Origin of the sequence: Actinomadura harenae, from assembly GCF_003696215.1 — a bacterium.
Lineage (GTDB): Bacteria > Actinomycetota > Actinomycetes > Streptosporangiales > Streptosporangiaceae > Spirillospora > Spirillospora harenae.
In genome coordinates this window covers 14163-33858 of the sequence record NZ_RFFG01000086.1, presented here as the reverse complement: position 1 = coordinate 33858, position 19696 = coordinate 14163, and the positions used below count along the sequence as shown (strand labels likewise).

Here is a 19696-nt window from a genome sequence, read left to right as displayed (position 1 = left end):
TGGCCCCGGCGCGTTCGGTCAGCCGCCGGGCGGCCCGAACTGGGCGCCGGTGCCCGCCCCGCCGTCCGCGGGGCGCGGCGGGCCGGGCCTCGGCGCCCTGGCGATCATCGGACTGCTGATCGCGCTGGTCGCGGGCGGTCTGGGCGCGGGGATCGTCGCGCTCGGCACCGGCACCCGTGACGGTGACGGCGGCTCGGTGAGCCTCGGCAGCGGCAACGACAACGCCCCCGTGCAGAACCGTCCGCCGGACTCGGTCGCGGGCGTCGCGCAGCGCGTCCTGCCGAGCGTCGTCATGATCCGCGTGTCCGGCACGAACGGCGAGGACGCCGCGGGCACCGGGTTCATCGTCAACGACGGCTACATCATCACCAACAACCACGTGGTGTCCGGGCTGGGCGCGGGCGCGTCCATCCGGGTGGTGTTCAACGACAAGTCGTCGCTGCCCGCCACCGTCAAGGGCACCGACCCGTCCTCGGACGTGGCCGTGATCAAGCCGTCCGGCAGCCACGCGCTGCCGCCGCTGGCCCTCGGCGACTCCGACAAGCTCGCCGTCGGCGACCCGGTGATCGCGATCGGCTCGCCGCTCGGGCTGCAGGGCTCGGTGACGACCGGCATCGTGTCCTCGCTGAACCGCGCCGTCCCGACCCGGGGCGAGGGCGGCGGCGAGTCGACGGTGATGAACGCGATCCAGACGGACGCGGCGATCAACCCCGGCAACTCGGGCGGCCCGCTCGTGGACGCCAAGGGCCGCGTCATCGGGATGAACACCGCGATCCTCACCGGCGGCGCCGACCAGCAGGGCTCGATCGGCCTCGGCTTCGCCATCCCGGTGAACCAGGCCAAGCGCGTCGCCGAGGACATCATCAACACGGGCACGGCCAAGCAGGCCAAGCTCGGCGTCCTGCCCGACCCGCAGTGGCAGGGCGGCGGCGCGAAGATCATGTCCCAGCCGGTGCAGGGCACCGCCCCGGTCACCAAGGGCGGCGCGGCCGACCGCGCCGGGATCAAGGCCGGCGACGTGATCACCAAGATCGACAACCGTCCGATCGAGAACGCGTCCGACCTGATCGCGACCATCCGGAGCAAGGCCCCCGGCAACGTGATCAAGGTGTCGTACCTGCCCGGAGGCAAGGGCCAGGAGAAGACCGTGGACGTCACGCTCACCTCGGGCTGACCTCCACCCCGGCGCCACCGGCGGCCGGCGTCCCCCACCCGGGACGCCGGCCGTCGGCGTCTCCCCGGACAACGTGCTGGGTGTCGTGCGGGCGTCGTGGGGGGAACGGGCGGCTGCCGGGGTGGGGAAGCCCTGGGGCGGCGGGGGTCCAGGGCGGGACCGTGGGAGCCGGGCTCGGCCGAGTGCGGATACGCTGGGGCATCGGGCGCGCCAACCGCGTCCGGTCCCCTTGGCGCGTGTGGAGGACGGGTTGTTCGACGTAGGACTCGGCGAGATGGTCGTGCTCGTCGTACTCGCCTTGGTGATCTTCGGGGACAAGCTGCCGACCGTCGCGGGCCAGGCCGGACGCGCGCTCCGCCAGCTCCGCCAGATGGCCGACAGCGCCAAGGCCGACCTCCAGGACGGGCTCGGGCCGGAGTTCAAGGACTTCGACATCGCCGACCTCCACCCGAAGACGTTCGTCCGCAAGCACCTGCTCGACGACCTCGACTCCGAGCCGGAGCACCGCAACGGCGCCATGGTCGGGGACACCTCGTACGCCGCGTCCGCCGCGAGTCAGCTCGAGTACGGCGAGCGCCCCCCGTACGACACCGAGGCCACCTGAGCCCCGCCGGGAAACGTCCCGGCGCCATTTCGACGGCGGCTCGCCGATTTCCCCGGGCGAGGCAATTCAGGAAGTACGAAGAAAGGCCCGGCCGAAATCGGCCGGGCCTTTTCTCGTGTCGGGCGTCAGCGGCCCTTGGGGGAGATGCCCAGGGACATCCCGGCCAGGCCGCGGGAGCGGGCGCCGAGCTTGTCGGCGATGCCGCGGAGCTCCTTGGCGGCCTCGGCGTCCGGGTCGGACAGGACGAGCGGCCTGCCCTCGTCGCCGCCCTCGCGCAGCCGGACGTCGATCGGGACCTGGCCGAGCACCGGCACCTGGGTGCCGAGGGTGCGGGTCAGGGCGTCCGCGACGGCCGCGCCGCCGCCGGAGCCGAAGATCTCCTGACGCTCGCCGCAGTGCGCGCAGGTCAGGTAGGACATGTTCTCGATCACGCCCGCGACCTGCTGGTGGGTCTGCGCGGCGATCGCGCCGGCGCGCTCGGCGACCTCGGCGGCGGCCTGCTGCGGCGTGGTCACGACCAGGATCTCCGCGGACGGCAGCAGCTGCGCGACCGAGATCGCGATGTCGCCGGTGCCGGGCGGCAGGTCCATCAGCAGGACGTCCAGGTCGCCCCAGTACACGTCGGCGAGGAACTGCTGGAGCGCCCGGTGCAGCATCGGCCCGCGCCACACGACCGGCTGGTTCCCGGCGGTGAACATGCCGACCGAGATGACCTTCACGTCGTGCGCGGTCGGGGGCATGATCATGTCCTCGACCTTGGTGGGCGAGTGCTCGACGCCGAGCATGCGCGGCACCGAGTGGCCGTAGATGTCGGCGTCGACGACGCCGACCTTGCGGCCCTGCGCGGCGAGCGCCGCCGCCAGGTTCACCGTGATCGAGGACTTGCCGACGCCGCCCTTGCCGGACGCCACCGCGTACACCTTGGTCAGCGAGTTCGGCTTGGCGAAGGGGATCTCCTTCGACTGCTCGTCCGGGCGGAGCTTGGAGCGCAGGGCCTTGCGCTGCTCGTCGCTCATGACGTCGAGCTCGACCTGTACGGAGGCGACCCCGTCGAGTTTCGCGACGGCCTCGGTGACGGTCCTGGTGAGGGTGTCCTTCATGGGACAGCCGGCGACGGTCAGGAAGATGCCGACGCGCACGGAGCCGTCCGCGGCGATGTCGACGCTCTTGACCATGTCGAGCTCGGTGATGGGCTTGCGGATCTCAGGGTCGTTCACCGTGGCGAGAGCCGCGGTCACCTGCTCGATCGTCAATGGGGAGGCCATACCCCCATGCTACGAAGTCCACACCACCCCTCGCGAATCCCGGGGTGTGACCCGTGTCGCCGCAGGTCACAGGCCCAGATGTTGGCTAGGTCACGGAGGTGGACGGGCGTACCCTGGGGGCGTGACAGTGCCGTCCGCCGCTCCGCCGGCCTCGCAGCAGCCCGTCCCGCCGTCCGCCGGGCCCCTGGAGGGCCTCGCGGACGTGCTCTCGCAGGGGGCGCCGACGGGGGCGATGAGCCCCGCGGAGCTGACCGTGTGGCGGACGATGCTGCGCGCACAGGCCAAGATCTCCCGGCGGCTCCAGGCGGACCTGCTCGCCGATCACGACCTGGCGCTCGGCTCCTACGACGTGCTCCTGCACCTGGGCGAGGCGGTGGACGGGCGGCTGCGCATGAACGATCTCGCCGACCGCGTCCTGCTGTCCCGCAGCGGCCTGACGCGCCTGGTCGACCGGCTCCAGCGGGACGGCCTGGTCTGCCGCGAGTCGTGCAGCAGCGACGCGCGCGGCCTGTTCGCCGTCCTCACCGCGTCCGGCCGCACCCGGCTGACCGAGGCGACCCCGACCTACCAGCGCGGCGTCCGCGAGTACGTGCTGAGCCGCCTGGACGAGCACGACCTGCGCGTCTTCGGCGCCATCCTCAACCGCCTCGCCGCCGGCTGACCATTCCTGCCCCGCCCCGCCGGCCTGATCGCGTGAGGGTTTCCCCGCGGCCTTGGTTCGCTGACCGGGAGGCGAGGGCGTCCTCACCCTTGAGAACGCCCTGCACGGGGTGACCTTGCAGGTCAGAGGGCCTGGCGGTCGGCGGTGTCGAGCAGCTGGAGCTCGTCGCCGGTGAGGCGGATGCCTCCCGCCGCGACGTTCTCGGCCAGGTGCTGGAGGTCTCCGGTGCCCGGGATCGCGAGGACGTGCGCGCCCTGGTGGAGCGTCCAGGCGAGGCGGATCTGCGCCGGGGTCGCCTCGTGCGCCCGCGCGACGGCCAGCAGCTCCGGACTGTCCTCGCCTTCGACGGCCCCGGCCTCCCGCCGCGTCCCGGCGAGGGAGTAGAACGGCACGAACGCGATCCCCAGCTCGCCGCACAGGCGCAGCATCTCCCGCTGCTCGGCGAACGCGCCGAACCCGAACGGGTTCTGCACGCAGACGACCGGCGCGATCGCCCGCGCGGTCTCCAGGTGGTCCGGCCGCACGTTGGACAGCCCGAGGTGCCGGATGAGCCCGGCCCTGCGCATCTCGGCCAGTGCCCCGAACCGCTCGGCGAACTGGTCATCCCGGACAATCCTCAGGTTTACAACATCAAGGTGGTCGGTCCCCAGCTGGCGCAGGTTCTCCTCCACCTGCCCGCGCAGCGCCTCGGGCGTCATGGCGTGCGTCGCGAACGCGCCGACGGCGTCCCGCGCGGGGCCGACCTTGGTCGCGATGACCAGATCGTCCCGGTAGGGCGCCAGGACGCTGTTGACGAGCTCGTTCGCCGACAGCAGCGGCGAGAAGTAGAACGCGGCCGTGTCGAAGTGGTCGACCCCGAGCTCCACGGCCCGCCGCAGCACCGCGACCGCCTGCCGCCGATCACGCGGCACCGCGTCCGGGATCAGTGCCTTCCCCGTCTGGGGCAGCCGCATCGTCCCGAATCCGATCCGCCGGACCTCCAGGTCCCCGAGCGTCCAGGTCCCCACCGCGTCGATCACCTCAGTCGTCATGCCCGGAACCCTCCCGTCTCCGCCACGCGAACCCCAAGGCCTTCGCCCCCACGCGAAACCTCCACCTCGATACGCGCGCGGCCGGGATCGTCCCGACCGGCGGGGGTAGGGTCCCGGGCAAGATCGTTTCTGGAGGTCGGCGTGGGTGCTGGTGGGGGCGGGGCGCGGGACGGGTTCTCGGCCGAGGAGCGGGCCGCGATGAGGGAGCACGCGGCGGAGCTCCGGAAGGAGGAGCGGCGGAACGCGCGGGAGCTGAAGGCGGCCGAGAAGGCGGCCGAGGCGGAGCGCGACGTCCTGGAGAAGATCGCCGAGATGCCGGACGAGGACCGCGTCCTCGCGGAGCGGCTGCACCGGATCGTCAAGGACGTGGCGCCGTCGCTCGAGCCCCGGACCTGGTACGGCATGCCCGCCTACGCCAAGGACGGGAAGGTGCTCTGCTTCTTCCAGGCCGCCGACAAGTTCAAGGCGCGGTACGCGACCCTGGGCTTCAACGACGTCGCGTCCCTGGACGACGGCGAGATGTGGCCGACGGCGTTCGCGCTGGTCGGCCTGACCCCCGAGACCGAGGCCCGGATCACCGACCTGGTCACCCGGGCCGCAGGCTGATGCGGCCCCGGGGTCGGCGGTCCTGGTCGGCGTCATCCGCGACGGGCTGAGACGAACCGCGCAGAGGAGAAAGGTCAGGTCAGCAAGGCGATGTCACGTCATCGCGTGGACCGTCGTGGCGGCCGCCGCGGCCCTGGTCAACATCCGGCCCGCGTTCGCGGAACCCGATCCGCAGACCGTCATCGAGGGACCCGGGACCGGCGCTCCGACCTACACGTGCGACGGAATCGACCAGCCCGGTGACATCTTCTCGGGCACTCCCGCCAAGGGCAAAGGCCACTGCGTGGCCCTCAACGGTGCCCCGGAGAAGGGACCCGTCCACGGGGTCTTCTTCATCCACTGGAGGCCGGACGAGAAACAGCCCGACAACAACGACAACATCCACGACGTCCGCTGCGTCCCCACCGAGGCCGACGGAAGGTCGGGACGGGCCTCCATGCCGCACAGCGTTTCGGGGACGTCCTGCCCCGCGAGCGAGGTGACGGAGCCCTGGAAACACGAGCCCGCCCACGAATGCGACACCGCTGCCGGCGCCGGCTTCCCGATGACGGCCGCCGGGACGGGCAACTGCCGCAGTATCAACGGCGCGCCCGACAGCGGCGACACCGGCCACTTCATCGTCATCTCCCGCGACCGCTCCAACGACCCGAACAGCGACATCGAATGCAGCGCCGGCACGGCCCAGGTGCCCGACCGGGTGGACGGCACCAGCTGCGTGTACTTCCACTGAGACCCGGAGCCGGGCCCGGTGGCGCCCAGCCGCCGGGCCCGACCGCGTTCGTCTCCGACCCACGGTGCAACGAGGTTCGTGATGTCTACGATGGCCGGTGTGTCGTTGACAGACCTCGCGTCCGGTTTTCGGGACAAGGAGCAGCTCACCCGTATGCGAGCGGTGATTCACTCGTGCCTGGCCGATGACCGGCGGCAGGAGGAATGCCGCTACCTCATGCGGTTCTGGTGGCAGTTGTCGATGTCGTACACCGAGGTCTCGCCGGAGGAGCTGCGAACGCATGTCGGTGAGCGGAAGCTGGCGGCGGTCGAGGCGCTGATCACGGCCATCAGGACGTCACCTGAGCGCATCGACGCGTGGTTGGACGTCATCGAGCTGGAGTTCCCAGCCATCCTCGACCGCGCCTACGAAGCGCAGTCGAAGTCGTGGGACGACGAGAACTGAGCGCCGTTCACAGGACGACGTCCTAAGCTCCGAGCAGCGGGTCGTCCGGGTGCCGGAGACGGCCGGGCCGTGACGGGAGTGCCGCCAGGATCTCCGCGTGCCGCATCTCGGCCTTGGCGCTGAGCGCGGCGTCCAGGGATCTGAGGCCGGCCCGCGTCTCGGAGCGGAGGGTCTCGATCTGGATCTCGAGGCATCGAGTCCGAGTGTCGTCCCTGGCGAGGCGGGCGCGGTTACGGCCGACGAGCTCGCCGAGGACGGCGATGCCGATCAGCGCGACGCAGGCCAGGGCCCAGAACAGTGCGGGGTTCATACGGTCCTTTCGCGAGCCTCGGTCAGAGCCTGTTCGTGGCGAGGACGTGGACGATGCGACGGGCGGCGATGGACGGTGCGGCGGCGGGCGCGATCGTGTCGCCCCACGACCAGAGGTAGTGAGGAACGTTCCGCACGCTGATGTCCTCGCAGAAGCGTCCGCCGACGTCGGGGTTGTTGACGTGCAGAAGCAGCCGCGCGTCCGGGCCGTGCCGAAAGCCGGTCTTGATATGCGGTGCGACGGACAGGATCGCGTCGCGCAGTTCCTCCAGCTCGACGAGGTCGGGATCGGGCCCGGCCACGGCGTCGAGATCAGTGAGGTTCTTCTGCGCGTAGGACGAGATGACCGCGATGGTGCTGCCCAGCATCCCGTGCCGACGCATGCCCTCCTCATAGGCGGCCCGGACGATCTCGGCGGCGAGCCGCAGCGACGCGTCGTCGACCCGTCCGCTCGTCATCGCCGCCCCCAGCCGGACGTCCGAGCTGCGATGGCGGCGGCGACGGCGTGGACGTCCTGGACGCGGCCGAGGATGCTCCCGTCCGCGACCCACGTGAAGGCCCAGCCGGAGGCACGGTCGAAGTCGCACCCGACTTCCCCGCTCCGTCCGGGATCGGCGGCGTCGAAGACGAACAGAACCTGACATCCCGCCCGCAAAACCAGAGTGGATTTCACACCCGGTCGCGTCTCCTTGATCACCTGATGCAGCACCTCCAGAAAAGCCCGCCGCTGATTCGACGGCAACGGACGGTTCATGCCCCTCGCGGACTGCTGGATCTTGTCGGCGAACATTGATCTCCTTCGAATGGATTCATCTGTTCGGTTCGTCGCTCCAGCGTGCTCGCGTCGGGCTACCTTGAGCCAGAGGTCTTTTTCGTCGGATGAAGTTCGACTAAAACGCGGAGGCGACATGGGACGCCCGGGAAAGCCCATCGATCCGACCGAGTCGCTCACCTTGTGCTATGGGAAGAAAATCCGGACTTTGCGGGAAAGTCGCGGCTGGTCACAGACCGAACTCGGCAGGCACATAGGCGAGACCAAGGACGGCGTCTCCAAGCTCGAACTCGGCAAGCAGTCCCCGGGCAACGGAACGGGCAAGCTCCTCGACCAGGTACTCGACGGCGGCGACTACTTCGAGAGTCATGCTCCGCTGGTCCGCAAGGAGCATGCAGAGAAACTGCCCGAGTCCGCCCGAAGCCTTGCGCAGAGCGAGGCCGAAGCGTCACACCTCCGGATCTATGAGCCTGCGCTGATCACGGGGCTCTTCCAGGTTGAGGAGTACACGCGGGCCATCGTGCTTGCAGGTATCCGTCCAGACGCTGTGGACGAGGTCTGGGAGGAGCGTCGCCGCAGGCAGGAAATTCTCGATTCTGCTTCTGCTCCGCTCATATTTGCGGTCATGGACGAGGGGACGCTCCGTCGTCCGGTCGGTGGAGAGGTCGTGCTCAAGACGCAACTCCTTCATCTGGAGGCACTCCTTGAGCGCCCCAACATCACCCTTCAGATCGTCCCGAGCGTGACAGGCGCCTACCCCGGTCTGAAGGTTGGCTTCACGCTGATCTCCTTCGGCGCCTGTACGGACGATGTCGCATATATGGAGGGCGCCGTACGCGGGACGGGCCAGTTTCTGCATCAGCGAGAGGTTGTCGGCGAACTCCATGACGTGCATGATCTGATCAGAGCTTCGGCTTCCTCGGTGGTGGAGTCGGCACGCATGATCAGAGACATTCGGGAGACGCTATGACCAAGTCAGCCCCGGTTTGGCGTAAGTCCAGTCGCAGCGGCGATGACCACGGCCAGTGCGTTGAGGTCGCTGACCTGGGAAATGTGGTTGGGATCAGAGACAGCAAGTCTCCTCAGTCAGGTCACCTGGTGCTTCCGGGAGTGGGCTTTGCGTCGCTTGTGGAGTGTGTGAAGCAGGTGAGGTAAGGAGACTCCTGTGATCTGGCGTAAATCCAGCTACAGCGCCAGCTCGGGTCAAGAGGACTGCGTAGAGCTCGCGCGTGTCCACCGGACGATCGGCGTGCGCGACTCCAAGACCCGTCTCGCTGGTCACCTGCTCCTTGATACGACAAGCTTCGGGGTTCTTGTAGAACACCTGAAGCGGGACGACGCGACGCGCTGAGCTTCCGGCGACGTGACGTGCGAGCCTCGGCCTGCGGACCGGGCCTCGCTGTGTGGGGCGTCCGAGGGTTCTGGTCCCCAAGGCGAACTCGCCATTCAGGTGACCGTCGGGCCCCGTCGCGGACGTGACGGGGCCCGACGGCGAGCGTCAGGCGCTCTCCGGAACGACTTCCAGGTGAAGGACGTCGTCGCTGGTGAGGGCTCGGTGCAAGGTCACCGACTCGCCCCGACGGAGGTCGGCGAGTGCGGCGACGAGAGTCCTTTTGGAGTAGTGGCCATGAGCTGACAGAGCCTCGCGCAGAAACTCCACGGCTCCCTCTGGGCTGGTCCAGACTTCGCCCGACTCAGCGTTCGGACGAACCGTGTTGACTGCCCCCTGCCAGGCATAGCAGCGCCACGGACGGGTCATGCCCTGACCGCGGAGCCGTCCACCACAGCGCGGACATGGTTCAGCAGTTCGGCGGTCTCGCGCCTCGAGAACTCCAGAACCGGACCGCCCGAGTCCTTCGAGTCGCGGACGCCGACGACACTCGCCGCACCCGCCATCTCCACACAGTCGTCCCAGCCGGGACTGTGACTGGACTTGCGCCAAGACTGGGCGTCCCACTTCTCAACCATGACTCCTCCTAGAGCCTGCTCGGCTCGGCCGGTTGCCGCGCCTGGAGATCTGCGAGCTGACGATCTGGACCACAAGCCCTATGCCGTTGACGCGCGTCCGCCCGGTAAAGGATTCGGTGACGGTTGAGCCGACGGGAGCCCATCGGGGCCTCGAGTTCAGGCCGCGTCGTTCAGGACGGGCAGGGGCGCATGCCGCCGTGCGCGGGGGGTCCGTGCCCCCCGCTGCCGAGTTCGTCGAAGCTCATGTCCACGACGCTAGAAGCGGACCGTCGAGCGAGGCCAGGGAGTTGCTTCAGGTTCCTCGGAGACGTCTGCGGGCTGATTCGATCTCCGCGTGCGCAGCCTCTCCGTGGACGGCCTGGGCGCGGAGGGCGGCGAAGGCACGGACGAAGTAGGCGATGTCCTCGGGACGGGATGACCTGAGCAATCCGGTCCAGAACTCCTGTCTGACGTGCTGCTCGTCGAACAGGTAGAACGCCTCGCCCGGGTAGAGCGTCCGTCGGTGCCCGAGGGGGATGATCCCGATCGACACATAGGGCATCGCGGAGATCTCGAGCAGCCGGTCGAACTGACCGCTCATGACTTCGGCGCCTCCGATGTTATTGTGGAGGGCCGAGGCTTCCAGGACGAACGAGAACGCGTTGGTTCCCGTTCCGAGCAGGCGCTGCCGCGCGAGCCGGTTCCGAGCTGCCTGTTCGACGTCCTCGAGTGGTAGCCCGTGCAGCTGGGCGTGGATCGAAAATTGGGCCACGGAGTACTCGAACGTCTGAAGGAAGCCGGGGATGAACAGGGCCTCATACGCACGGAGAAGCTTGGTCTGCTCGTACAGCGCCATGCTGCGGAGCTGGATGTGCTTCTGACCGGCCCGAAGTTCACGCCGGTACTCCAGCCACATCTGCTCGACATCTCGGTGCGCGGCGACCAGCTCGGGTATCTGCCCCTGGGCATCACACGCTGTGGCCCACGCTCTGATGTCCGGCTCGGACGGTGTCTGCTTTCCGTGCTCGATCTTCGAAATCTTGGTCTTGTGCCAGCCGCACCGCTTGGCCAGTGCCACCCCGGACAGACTCGCGTCGAGCCGGAGATCACGTAGACGGACGCCGAACGCCTTCTTCGCAGCGTCCGAGGGCCGCAAGGTGGACATGGGTGATCAGGCAGGCTTGTACTCGGAGTGTGGGGTGGCGAGCTTCCAAGCCGCCTCGAATGCATCTCGGCAGAACTCGACCACGTCCGGCTCTCGGTAGAGCTGGATCTCCACGCGCTCGTCGGATCCGCCGAGCACGTTGAAGATGACCAGGTCATCAAGGATGAAGCAGTCGTTGCCGGGGAGCGGAAGCGCGGACACGAGCCGACGAGGAAGCCACCGCAGCTCTTCTCCCGCCTCGACCGCCGATCCGCTGATGTCCACGGCCATGCGCTGATACTCCGAGAGTGGTTCGGAGACCACGCGAACCCGTCGCAAGCGCCTGCCGGCGGCGACCTCGGAGGCGACTCTGTCGCGCCAGCCGTCAACCACGGGGGCCATGGCTTCCTCGTCCTGTCGCCTCCACGCGTCGAACAACTCGGCGTCGAAGGCGTAGCTGTCGCGAAGCTCAAGCTTCAGGAAGGGACGACCCGCCCAGATCAGACTCGCTCGCTGCTTCACCGAGATCAATTCCATAGTGCTCCCTGACGTACCTCCGGACGAAATGCTCCATGGTCCGGTCGGATATCTCACTGAACGTCTCGTCGTCAGCGAGGCTGATGAGCTGGGCGGCGACCTTCGGACCGCGCAGCTTGCCCTGCACGATCCACGATGCCCGGTCGGTCCTGTAGACCGTCTCGCACTCGTCCGCCCCATGAGACTCGGGGTCCTTGCAGAAGAAGGTAGCGGTGAGGTCATCGCCATCGCTGTGAAGTTGCCCCATGTTGCAGAACCCCTTCGTGCCGGGTGTTTGGGAGGACTATCCGATCCTGCGGGGTTGCGGTGGTCAATGGCCGTGGTCGTCACACTCAGATAGAAGCGCTGCACTCTGCCCGGAGCGGTGATCGAGATCATCGCCGGCGCTGTTGTGCAGCTTGCGCTGAGCTGCGGCGGCGCGGACAGGAAATTCGCACATCATCCCGTTGCGCATGAGGGCTTTTGGGGGTCTGGGGCGGGAGCCCCCAGCTTGGGGGTTGGGGCGGGAGCCCCAATGAGGGGAGCCCGAGCGGAGCGAGGACCTTTGGGAGAGGCGCGGCGGCCCCGGGGGTGCCCGGCCCCCCCCGGGGTGGTTTGGGGGAGTAACTGCGGTCGTTGCCAGGGCCCCCCGTGGGGGCGCCCGCGGGGGGCGTGCGTAATTGGGGGGGGCCGGGGGGGGCGGGGGGGTCCCGGGCCCGCCGCGGGGTTCGTTGGGCTGAGATCAGGCGGTCTTGCCGAGGCCGCGCATCAGGATCGTGGTGGTCTTGGCCAGGACGCGGTTGTCGAACGCGGCGTCCTTGGCGTCGCGGTGGGTGAAGATCGCGATGATGACGGGGGCGCCGCCGGACGGGGGCCAGGCGATCGCGATGTCGTCGGCGGCGGCGTACCAGCCGTCCGCGGTGCCGGTCTTGTCGCCGACGATCCAGCCCTGGGGGACGCCCGCGCGGATGCGCTCGTCGCCGGTGTCGGTGGCCTTCAACCAGGTGGTCAGCTGCTGCCTGTCCTCGGCGACCAGGGCGGTGCCGACCGTGAGTTTCTCCAGGTCACGGGCCATGCACGCGGGCATGATCGTGTCGTGCTTCTCGCCGGGGTTCCAATGGTTGAGCTCGGTCTCGTACCGGTCCAGGCGTCCGGCCGGGTCGCCCAGGGACCGGTAGTAGCGGGTCATGCCGGCGGGGCCGCCGACGACCTGCTTGAGCAGCACGTTCGCGGCCGTGTTGTCGCTGGTGGTGATGGTCGCCTCGCACAGCTGCGCGGCGGTCAGCCCGTTCTTGATGTTCTCGTCCGTCCCCGTGACGGGGGAACTGTCGACGACGTCCTCCTTGGTCCAGTGGAACGTCCGGCTCATCAGGCCTGGGTCGGCAGTGCGGGCCTTGTGGAGGACCGCGCCGCACAGGATCGCCTTGAACGTCGAGTTGCTGGGCATGCGCTCATGCGCGCGGTAGCCGACGGTCTTGCCCGTGCCGGTGTCGATCGCGTACGCGCCGATCCGTCCCTGGTAGGACGTCTCCAGCTTGCGCAGTTCCTTCTGGACGTCGGCGGTGGCGGTGACGGGGGAGTTGCTGTTCGCCACGCGTTCTCCGGTCACGGTCTTGGGGCTCGTGCCGCAGGCGGTTCCGGCGAACAGCGTGGAGATCGCCAGGACGGAGATCCCGATCCTCGTCCGGCCCTTCGGTGCGTGGATATGGCGCATTTCCGGCTCCTGCTCTCGTGTGCCGATCTTGATCAAGGCACGAGCAGACCAGACGCCTTCGCATCGTGTCCAATATTGATATGGGACGTGAATTGATGGAACTTCCCATATCAATGCAGGTGAACGCGGTCGCCGGAGCTACGGGTTCGAGGGTGAGATCGAGGGCCCGGGGTCCTTCTGGCCGTTCTTGTTGTCGAGGTCCCGGAGCATGCGTTCGAGTTCCGAGCGGAGGAAGTCGCGGGTGGCGACCTCCGAGATGGCCATGCGGAGGCCGGCGATCTCGCGGGTGAGGTACTCGGTGTCGGCGATGTTGCGGTCGTTGCGGGAGCGGTCCTGCTCGTACTGGACGCGGTCCCGGTCGTCCTGGCGGTTCTGGGCGAGCAGGATCAGGGGGGCCGCGTAGGACGCCTGGAGGGACAGGACCAGGGTCAGGAAGATGAACGGGTACGGGTCGAAGCGCAGGGACGACGGGGCCAGCGCGTTCCACACGATCCACGCGACGATCACGGCCGTCATGTAGACGAGGAAGCGGGCCGTCCCCATGAAGCGGGCGATGCGCTCGGACAGGCGGCCGAACGACTCGGGGTCGTAGTGGACCCGGGGGAGGAGGGTGCGGCGCAGGTCGCGCGGCTGGTCGAGGCGTGAGGTCATGCGATGCCCCCGGCGCGCAGGGCTTCCTCTTCGGGGTCGGAGGAACCGTCGGCGGCGTCGGCGTCGGCGTCCATGACGGTCTCGCGCCAGTCCTCGGGCAGCAGGTGGTCGAGGACGTCGTCGATGGTGACCGCGCCGAGCAGGTGGCCCGTCTCGTCCACGACGGCGCCCGCGACCAGGTTGTAGGTGGCCAGGAAGGTCGCCAGGGCCTCCAGGGACATGGTCGGGCGCAGCGGGTCGAGCTCGGTGTCGACGATGCCGCTGACCAGGGTCGGCGGCGGTTCCCTCAGCAGCCGCTGGAAGTGGACGGTGCCGAGGTAGCGGCCGGTCGGGGTCGCGGTGGGCGGACGGCACACGTACACCTGCGCGGCGAGGGCCGGGTTCAGGTCGGGGTTGCGGATCATGGCGAGGGCCTCGGCGACGGTCGCGTCCGGGGCGACGACGATGGGGTCGGTGGTCATCAGGCCGCCCGCGCTGTTGTCGGCGTAGGTGAGCAGGCGGCGGACGGGCGCGGCCTCGTGCGGCTCCATCCGGGTCAGCAGGCGTTCGCGCTGGTCGGTGGGGAGCTCACCGAGCAGGTCGGCGGCGTCGTCGGGGTCCATCGACTCCAGGACGTCGGCGGCGCGCTCGACCTCCAGCTTGCCGAGGATCTCGACCTGGTCGTCCTCGGGCAGCTCCTCCAGGACGTCCGCCAGACGCTCGTCGTCGAGCGCGACGGCGACCTCGGTGCGGCGCTTCTCCGGCAGGTCGTGGACGAAGTTGGCGAGGTCGGCGGGCTTCATGTTCTCGAACGCGGCGATCAGCCCGGCCGCGCCCTGCCCGTGCTCGATCGTCGCGAAGCCCTCGACGGCCTCCCAGTCGACCACGGACGTCGGGCCCCCGCGGCCACCCGTGCCGCGACGGCGCAGGCCGCGGCCGGTCGCGCGGCGCACCGCGACCTTCGCGACCAGCCAGTCGCGGGTGCGGGTCGGCTCCATCGCGACGTCCACGACCGCGACGGGGTCGCCGGACTCCCGCATCCGGACGGTCCGGTCGAGCATCTCGGCGAGGACGAGCGTCTCGGACGCGCGCTGCTGGAACCGGCGCACGTTCAGCCGCCCGTCGAAGATGATCGCGTCCGCCTCGATCGTGGTGACCCGGGTGATCGGCAGGAACACGGTGCGGCGGGGCGCGACGTCGACGGTCAGGCCGAGGACGCGCGGAGGGCGGTCGTCCGGGCGCAGCGCGACGACCACGTCCCGCGCCCGGCCGATCTGGTCACCGGCCGGGTCGAACACGGCGATACCGGCCAGCCGCGCGATGAAGACCCTGCTCGGAGCTCCGCTCATGCCCGGAGCCTACCCATGATCTTGACGGTCATCCGATTCCCCTAACCAACGTTAACCACGCGTTTTCCCCAGATGTCACACTCGCGGACGCCCGGTCGTCCATCAGGTGAAGGGTAGGAGGACAGACATGGCACGCATCTCTCTCGACCCGCCGCGGACGCTCCGGTACCGCGCCGCCGCGTGGATCGTCCTGCGCATGTACGGCAAGGAGCTCGACCCGGTTCGCGCGATGGGACACCACATGGGCGTCTCCACGGCGTACTCGCTGTTCGAGATCCAGGCACAGCGCTGGAAGGCGCTGCCGCACCGCTACAAGGACCTCGCCGAGATGGCCGCCGCGGTGCGGATCGGCTGCTCCTGGTGCGTCGACTTCGGCACCTGGGCCGCGACGACGCACGGGATCCCGCTGGAGAAGCTCGAGGCCGTCCCGGCCTGGCGCGACTCCGACCTGTTCGACCGGGAGGAACGCCTGGTCCTGGAGTACGCCGACGCGATGTGCGCGGACCCGCCCGAGGTGACCGACGAGCTGACCGCGGAGCTCCGGACGTTCCTGGACGAGAGGCAGCTCGTCGAGCTGACCATGATGGTGGCCGTGGAGAACCTGCGCTCACGCTTCAACGCCGCCGCCGGGCTCACCGGCCAGGGCTTCAAGGACCGCTGCGACGTCCCCGCGAACCGCGCCGCACAGGGGGACGCCCGTGCCGTCTGACCAGCGGCGGCCACCGTCCGGCGCGGGGCTCGCGGAGCGGTTCCAGGCGCACCGGGACCGGTTGTTCGGGGTCGCCTACCGGATGCTCGGGACGGTCACCGACGCCGAGGACGTCCTCCAGGACGCGTGGCTGCGCTGGTCGTCGGCGGGCCGGGACGAGGTCGCCGACGACGAGGCGTACCTCGTGCGCGTCACGACGAACCTGGCCCTGGACCGGCTGACGTCCGCCCGGGCGAAGCGCGAGCAGTACATCGGGCCGTGGCTGCCCGAGCCGCTGCTCACCTCGCCGGACGCGGCGGAGCACGTCGAGGTCGCCGAGTCGGTGTCGACGGCCCTGCTGGTGGTGCTGGAGACGCTGACGCCGCTGGAGCGCGCGGTGTTCGTGCTGCGCGAGGCGTTCGGGTTCCCCTACACCGAGATCGCGGCGGTGCTCGGACGGTCCGAGGCGTCCGTGCGGCAGGTCGGGACGCGCGCGCGTAAGCACGTGGACGCGCGGCGCCCCCGCTTCGACCCGCGCGCGGACGAGCGGCGCGCCGCCGTCGACCGGTTCCTGGAGGCGGCGGTCGGCGGCGACATCAACGAGCTGATGGCCGTCCTCGCGCCGGACGTCGCGCTGTGGACGGACGGCGGCGGCAAGGTCCGCGCCCCGCTGCGCGTCATCCACGGCCCGGAGAAGATCGCCCGGTTCTTCCTCGGGATCATCGGCCGCCCCTGGCAGGGCGTGCCGGTCGGCGAGTGGACGATCAGCTGGGCCGAGATCAACGGCGAGCCGGGGCTGATCCTGGAGGGAGGCGGACGCGTCCTCGGGACGATCGGCGTCACGACCGACGAGGACGGCCTGATCTCGACCGTCCACATGGTCGGCAACCCCGACAAGCTCCACGCCGTCCGCGCCGGACGCACCTTCGACGGATAGAAGGCGGGACAGAAGGCAGGACAGAAAGCGGACAGAAGGCGGATGGACGGGGCGTGTCAGCGGTCGGCGCGACGGCGGCGGGAGCCGATCAGGCGGGGCGGGGACCCGGCCGTCGTCGCGGGGGTCGGGAGGGGCCGGACCACGGCGTAGGAGTCGTCGTAGTCGCCCGGTTCCTCCTCGACCTCCTCGGTCGGGGTGAGCCGGACGATCCAGGAGTCGGTGGCCCAGGTGTCGATCTGGCCCTCGTGCGAGCGCGCGTTGAGGCGTTCCTTCGCCATGACCGGGGTGATCTCGTCCCAGAGCGCGGTGCCCGGTTCGACGATCTCCACGGCGGCGGTGAACGTGATGAGGCGTCCGCCCTTGTCCTTGCTGCGGACCATCACCTTCGCGCTGGTCGCGTCCGGCAGGCCGGGGAGGGGCTGTTCGCCCTCGCCGCCCGTGAGCACGTACGCCGACCCGTCATGCCAGACGTGCCAGGCCGCGCGCGGTTGCGGCAGTCCCGAGAGGACCAGCCACAACATGCCGGACTTCTTGAGGGCCTCCTCGATCAGGGCCGATCGCGTGTCACCCATGCCGCCAGCGTCTCACACGCCGCGCGTGGGTAGCATCCGCGCCATGCGATCCCGACGTACCACCCTGGCCGTCCCCGGCAGCAATCCCCGGTTCATCGAGAAGGCCCAGGGGCTCCCGGCGGACGAGATCTTCCTCGACCTGGAGGACGCGGTCGCGCCGTCGGCCAAGGCGGACGCCCGGAAGAACGTCGTCGCCGCGCTGAACGAGGGCGACTGGTCGGGCAAGGTCCGGGTCGTCCGGATCAACGACCTCGACACCCCGTTCGCCTACCGGGACGTGATCGAGGTCGTCGAGGGCGCGGGCGCGAACCTCGACTGCCTGATGCTGCCCAAGGTCCGGGACGCCTCGCACGTCCAGTGGCTCGACCGGCTCCTCACCCAGATCGAGCGCGCCGTCGGCCTGCCGGTGGGACGGATCGGCGTCGAGGCCCAGATCGAGGACGCGCGCGGCATGACGAACATCGACGCGATCGCCGCGTCCTCGCCCCGCCTGGAGACCCTCGTCTTCGGGCCCGGCGACTTCATGGCGTCGATCAACATGAGGACGCTGGTCGTGGGGGAGCAGCCGGAGGGATACACCGAGGGCGACGCCTACCACTACATCCTCATGCGCATCCTCCTCGCGGCGCGCGCGCACGATCTCCAGGCCATCGACGGGCCGTACTTCAACGTCCGGGACGTGGACGCGTTCCGGCGCGTGGCGCGGCGGTCGGCGGCGCTCGGGTTCGACGGCAAGTGGGTGCTGCACCCGTCCCAGGTGGACGCGGGGAACGAGGTGTTCTCGCCGTCCCAGGACGACTACGACCACGCCGAGCTCATCCTGGACGCCTACGAGCACGCGACGTCCGTGGAGGGGCGCGGCGCGGCCATGCTCGGCGACGAGATGATCGACGAGGCGTCCCGGAAGATGGCGCTCGTGATCGCCGCCAAGGGACGCGCCGCCGGGCTCGCCCGGACGCGGTCCTCCGAGGCCCCGGAAAGCTGAGACCCGGCTGCGAACCTCCTGAAAGGTCGGCCCTGGACCCGGGCGTCCGCCGCGACGCGACCGTACTATCGACCGGGGACCTTTTCTTGCCGCTGACCGGGGGAGACGCAGGTGTCGGAGCGACCAGGGCCGCCGAATCCGTCCGACTCGCCGCAGGAGCCGGACCCGTCCGGCTGGGCCCGTCCGGACGCTCAGCACCCCCCGCAGGACGACCCGCCACCGCCTCCCCAGCCTCAGCCGGAGTGGCCGCCGCAGCGGCCGCAACCGCGGGCTGAATGGCCGCAAGGCCCGTACGCGCAACAGCCGCAACAGCCGCAACCGCAACAGCCGCAACCGCAACCGCCGCAGCCGCAGGCCGGGTGGCCGGAAGGGCCTCAGGGGCCGTACCCGCAGCCGTATCCCTACGGGTACGGGCAGCAGCAGCCGCCGTACCCGTACGGCGGATACGGATATCAGCAGGTCAAGCGGCCCTGGGCGGACGATCCGCCGCCCGGGAGGCGGTTCCACCAGCTCGCCCGGACGGAGCGGAACCGGTGGTGGCGTCCGCTGGTCGGGTCGCTGTTCGTCCTCGGCGGCGCGTTCGTCGCGATGATCGTCCTGATCGTCCCGATGATGATCGTGTGGGCCGCGTCCGGGCGCCGCCTGAACGAGTCGGGCGACGGCGGTTCGATCTTCGGGAACACCAACGCCGACCTGGTGTTCAACCTGGCCGGGCTGGCGCTGCTGATCCCGGTCGCGGGGTTCGCGGCGTGGTGGATCCAGCGCCGCCGTCCGGGGACGCTGCTGTCGGTCACGGGCCGGATCCGGTGGCGCTGGCTGCTGGCCTGCTGCGGGCTGTCGCTGGCGTTCCTGGCCGTGTCGTTCGGGCTGTCGGCGCTCGTCGGGATGCTCGGCGGTGGCGACGACGGCGGGGACGGCGGCCACTGGGTCGGCTGGGGGAACTTCCTGGTCCCGGCCGTGATCGTGCTGGTCCTGGTGCCGTTCCAGGCGTCCGCCGAGGAGGTCGTCTTCCGCGGCTGGCTGGTGCAGGCGGTCGGCGCGTACACGCTGGAGGGACGCGCCGCGCCCGTCGCCCGCGCCCTGAGCCGCGTGCTGCGGACGCCGTGGCCGGGCATCGTCGTCGCGGGCGTGGCGTTCGCCCTCGGCCACGACTACACGGGCTGGGGCCCGGTCGACATCTTCATGTTCGGCGCGATCCTCGGCTGGCTGGCCGTCCGGACGGGCGGCCTGGAGTCCGGCATGGCCGTGCACACCTTCAACAACGTGATGTCGTTCCTCGTCCCGGCCGCGCTCGGCACCCTCGACCTCGACCAGGGCAGCGTCGGCTGGCAGCCCGTCCTCGCGGACGTGACGGCCCTCCTGCTCTACGCCCTCGCCGTCACCTGGCTCGCCCGCCGGATGGGCATCACGAACCGGACCCCGGCCCCGGGCGACGACCGGCCCCAGGAGACCCAGGAGCCTCAGGAGACCCAGGCCCCTCAGGAGACCCAGGCCCCTCAGGACGCCCCGGCTCCCGCGCGGGAGCCGGAGGCCCGGCCGGAGCGTCCGGCGCAGGGGGCAGCATCCCCCACTCCCGCAGAGCCTCCAGCAACCCCGGCGTGAGGGGCAGCGCGTCCAG

At 70.0% G+C, this 19696-nt stretch carries 26 protein-coding genes; 13 read left to right on the top strand and 13 right to left on the bottom strand.

The features are described from left to right. Positions 1-1174 (top strand): S1C family serine protease (locus tag EBO15_RS33055; RefSeq protein WP_122198406.1); only part of this gene is annotated, 1174 nt, incomplete at its 5' end. Positions 1175-1424: 250 nt separating this feature from the next. Next, positions 1425-1778: a sec-independent translocase gene (locus EBO15_RS33050; protein WP_122198405.1), complete on the top strand. Its 354-nt coding sequence runs from the start codon at positions 1425-1427 to the stop codon at positions 1776-1778. 125 nt (positions 1779-1903) lie between these two features. Here the strand turns inward: EBO15_RS33050 and EBO15_RS33045 are convergent, their stop codons facing one another. Next, complete coding sequence (locus tag EBO15_RS33045) at positions 1904-3043, bottom strand: Mrp/NBP35 family ATP-binding protein (protein ID WP_122198404.1); 1140 nt, start codon at positions 3041-3043, stop codon at positions 1904-1906. A 121-nt stretch (positions 3044-3164) separates the two neighbouring features. Here EBO15_RS33045 and EBO15_RS33040 point away from each other — a divergent pair, with 121 nt between their 5' ends. Continuing rightward, positions 3165-3704: a MarR family winged helix-turn-helix transcriptional regulator gene (locus tag EBO15_RS33040; protein ID WP_233616589.1), complete on the top strand. Its 540-nt coding sequence runs from the start codon at positions 3165-3167 to the stop codon at positions 3702-3704. Between the two features lie 122 nt (positions 3705-3826). Here EBO15_RS33040 and EBO15_RS33035 read toward each other — a convergent pair whose 3' ends face one another. Further along, complete coding sequence (locus tag EBO15_RS33035) at positions 3827-4735, bottom strand: aldo/keto reductase (protein WP_122198403.1); 909 nt, start codon at positions 4733-4735, stop codon at positions 3827-3829. Between the two features lie 198 nt (positions 4736-4933). Between EBO15_RS33035 and EBO15_RS33030 the strand changes: the two genes are divergently transcribed. From EBO15_RS33030 to EBO15_RS33020, 3 genes are all read left to right on the top strand, one after another. Next, on the top strand, positions 4934-5341 hold the full coding sequence (locus EBO15_RS33030) for an iron chaperone (protein WP_199744952.1): 408 nt from the start codon (positions 4934-4936) through the stop codon (positions 5339-5341). 115 nt (positions 5342-5456) lie between these two features. After that, the gene (locus EBO15_RS33025; protein ID WP_122198401.1) at positions 5457-6071 is read left to right on the top strand and encodes a hypothetical protein; all 615 of its coding nucleotides are present in this window, start codon (positions 5457-5459) and stop codon (positions 6069-6071) included. 99 nt (positions 6072-6170) lie between these two features. After that, entirely contained in the window at positions 6171-6515 is a 345-nt protein-coding gene (locus tag EBO15_RS33020) for a hypothetical protein (RefSeq protein WP_147481771.1), read from the top strand. 22 nt (positions 6516-6537) lie between these two features. Here EBO15_RS33020 and EBO15_RS33015 read toward each other — a convergent pair whose 3' ends face one another. From EBO15_RS33015 to EBO15_RS33005, 3 genes are read right to left on the bottom strand one after another with little or no spacing between them, the layout of a single operon-like run. After that, positions 6538-6825: a hypothetical protein gene (locus EBO15_RS33015; RefSeq protein WP_122198399.1), complete on the bottom strand. Its 288-nt coding sequence runs from the start codon at positions 6823-6825 to the stop codon at positions 6538-6540. A gap of 22 nt (positions 6826-6847) precedes the next feature. Further along, positions 6848-7282 (bottom strand): hypothetical protein, encoded by a 435-nt coding sequence (locus EBO15_RS33010; protein WP_122198398.1) that lies wholly within the window; start codon positions 7280-7282, stop codon positions 6848-6850. Then, positions 7279-7614 carry a hypothetical protein gene (locus EBO15_RS33005; RefSeq protein WP_122198397.1) on the bottom strand — a complete coding sequence of 112 codons (336 nt, stop codon included), beginning with the start codon at positions 7612-7614 and terminating at the stop codon, positions 7279-7281. The genes EBO15_RS33010 and EBO15_RS33005 overlap by 4 nt, the downstream gene beginning before the upstream one ends. 118 nt (positions 7615-7732) lie before the next feature. Here EBO15_RS33005 and EBO15_RS33000 point away from each other — a divergent pair, with 118 nt between their 5' ends. From EBO15_RS33000 to EBO15_RS32990, 3 genes are read left to right on the top strand one after another with little or no spacing between them, the layout of a single operon-like run. After that, positions 7733-8566 (top strand): helix-turn-helix domain-containing protein, encoded by an 834-nt coding sequence (locus EBO15_RS33000; RefSeq protein WP_158628434.1) that lies wholly within the window; start codon positions 7733-7735, stop codon positions 8564-8566. Further along, positions 8563-8751, top strand: coding sequence for a DUF397 domain-containing protein (locus EBO15_RS32995; RefSeq protein ID WP_122198395.1), 189 nt, complete (start codon positions 8563-8565; stop codon positions 8749-8751). Before EBO15_RS33000 ends, EBO15_RS32995 begins: the two co-directional genes overlap by 4 nt. A gap of 10 nt (positions 8752-8761) precedes the next feature. Next, on the top strand, positions 8762-8947 hold the full coding sequence (locus EBO15_RS32990) for a DUF397 domain-containing protein (RefSeq protein WP_122198394.1): 186 nt from the start codon (positions 8762-8764) through the stop codon (positions 8945-8947). A gap of 404 nt (positions 8948-9351) precedes the next feature. Here the strand turns inward: EBO15_RS32990 and EBO15_RS32985 are convergent, their stop codons facing one another. The 7 genes from EBO15_RS32985 to EBO15_RS32960 all read right to left on the bottom strand — a co-directional run bounded on the left by EBO15_RS32985 (position 9352) and on the right by EBO15_RS32960 (position 14896). Continuing rightward, positions 9352-9564, bottom strand: a complete 213-nt coding sequence (locus EBO15_RS32985; RefSeq protein WP_122198393.1) for a DUF397 domain-containing protein — start codon at positions 9562-9564, stop codon at positions 9352-9354. 292 nt (positions 9565-9856) lie between these two features. Further along, complete coding sequence (locus EBO15_RS32980; protein ID WP_122198392.1) at positions 9857-10708, bottom strand: helix-turn-helix domain-containing protein; 852 nt, start codon at positions 10706-10708, stop codon at positions 9857-9859. Positions 10709-10714: 6 nt separating this feature from the next. Then, positions 10715-11224, bottom strand: coding sequence for a DUF6879 family protein (locus tag EBO15_RS32975; protein ID WP_122198391.1), 510 nt, complete (start codon positions 11222-11224; stop codon positions 10715-10717). After that, a complete protein-coding gene (locus EBO15_RS43850; protein WP_147481770.1) occupies positions 11157-11471 on the bottom strand; it encodes a hypothetical protein in 315 nt (104 codons plus the stop codon). Before EBO15_RS43850 ends, EBO15_RS32975 begins: the two co-directional genes overlap by 68 nt. Positions 11472-11945: 474 nt before the next feature. Beyond that, a complete protein-coding gene (bla, locus tag EBO15_RS32970; protein ID WP_122198390.1) occupies positions 11946-12917 on the bottom strand; it encodes a class A beta-lactamase in 972 nt (323 codons plus the stop codon). Positions 12918-13055: 138 nt separating this feature from the next. Continuing rightward, positions 13056-13568: a DUF1003 domain-containing protein gene (locus EBO15_RS32965; protein WP_122198389.1), complete on the bottom strand. Its 513-nt coding sequence runs from the start codon at positions 13566-13568 to the stop codon at positions 13056-13058. Further along, positions 13565-14896, bottom strand: a complete 1332-nt coding sequence (locus tag EBO15_RS32960) for a magnesium transporter MgtE N-terminal domain-containing protein (RefSeq protein ID WP_122198388.1) — start codon at positions 14894-14896, stop codon at positions 13565-13567. The genes EBO15_RS32965 and EBO15_RS32960 overlap by 4 nt, the downstream gene beginning before the upstream one ends. A gap of 127 nt (positions 14897-15023) precedes the next feature. Between EBO15_RS32960 and EBO15_RS32955 the strand changes: the two genes are divergently transcribed. Together EBO15_RS32955 and EBO15_RS32950 are read left to right on the top strand one after the other, a co-directional pair. Continuing rightward, on the top strand, positions 15024-15605 hold the full coding sequence (locus EBO15_RS32955; RefSeq protein WP_122198387.1) for a carboxymuconolactone decarboxylase family protein: 582 nt from the start codon (positions 15024-15026) through the stop codon (positions 15603-15605). Then, on the top strand, positions 15595-16521 hold the full coding sequence (locus tag EBO15_RS32950) for an RNA polymerase sigma-70 factor (RefSeq protein ID WP_122198386.1): 927 nt from the start codon (positions 15595-15597) through the stop codon (positions 16519-16521). The genes EBO15_RS32955 and EBO15_RS32950 overlap by 11 nt, the downstream gene beginning before the upstream one ends. A 56-nt stretch (positions 16522-16577) precedes the next feature. Here EBO15_RS32950 and EBO15_RS32945 read toward each other — a convergent pair whose 3' ends face one another. After that, positions 16578-17093, bottom strand: coding sequence for a hypothetical protein (locus tag EBO15_RS32945; RefSeq protein ID WP_122198385.1), 516 nt, complete (start codon positions 17091-17093; stop codon positions 16578-16580). A gap of 43 nt (positions 17094-17136) precedes the next feature. Between EBO15_RS32945 and EBO15_RS32940 the strand changes: the two genes are divergently transcribed. Continuing rightward, on the top strand, positions 17137-18078 hold the full coding sequence (locus EBO15_RS32940; protein WP_122198384.1) for an HpcH/HpaI aldolase/citrate lyase family protein: 942 nt from the start codon (positions 17137-17139) through the stop codon (positions 18076-18078). Between the two features lie 111 nt (positions 18079-18189). After that, a complete protein-coding gene (locus EBO15_RS46350; protein WP_147481769.1) occupies positions 18190-19680 on the top strand; it encodes a CPBP family intramembrane glutamic endopeptidase in 1491 nt (496 codons plus the stop codon). The last annotated feature ends 16 nt before the right edge of the window (positions 19681-19696 follow it).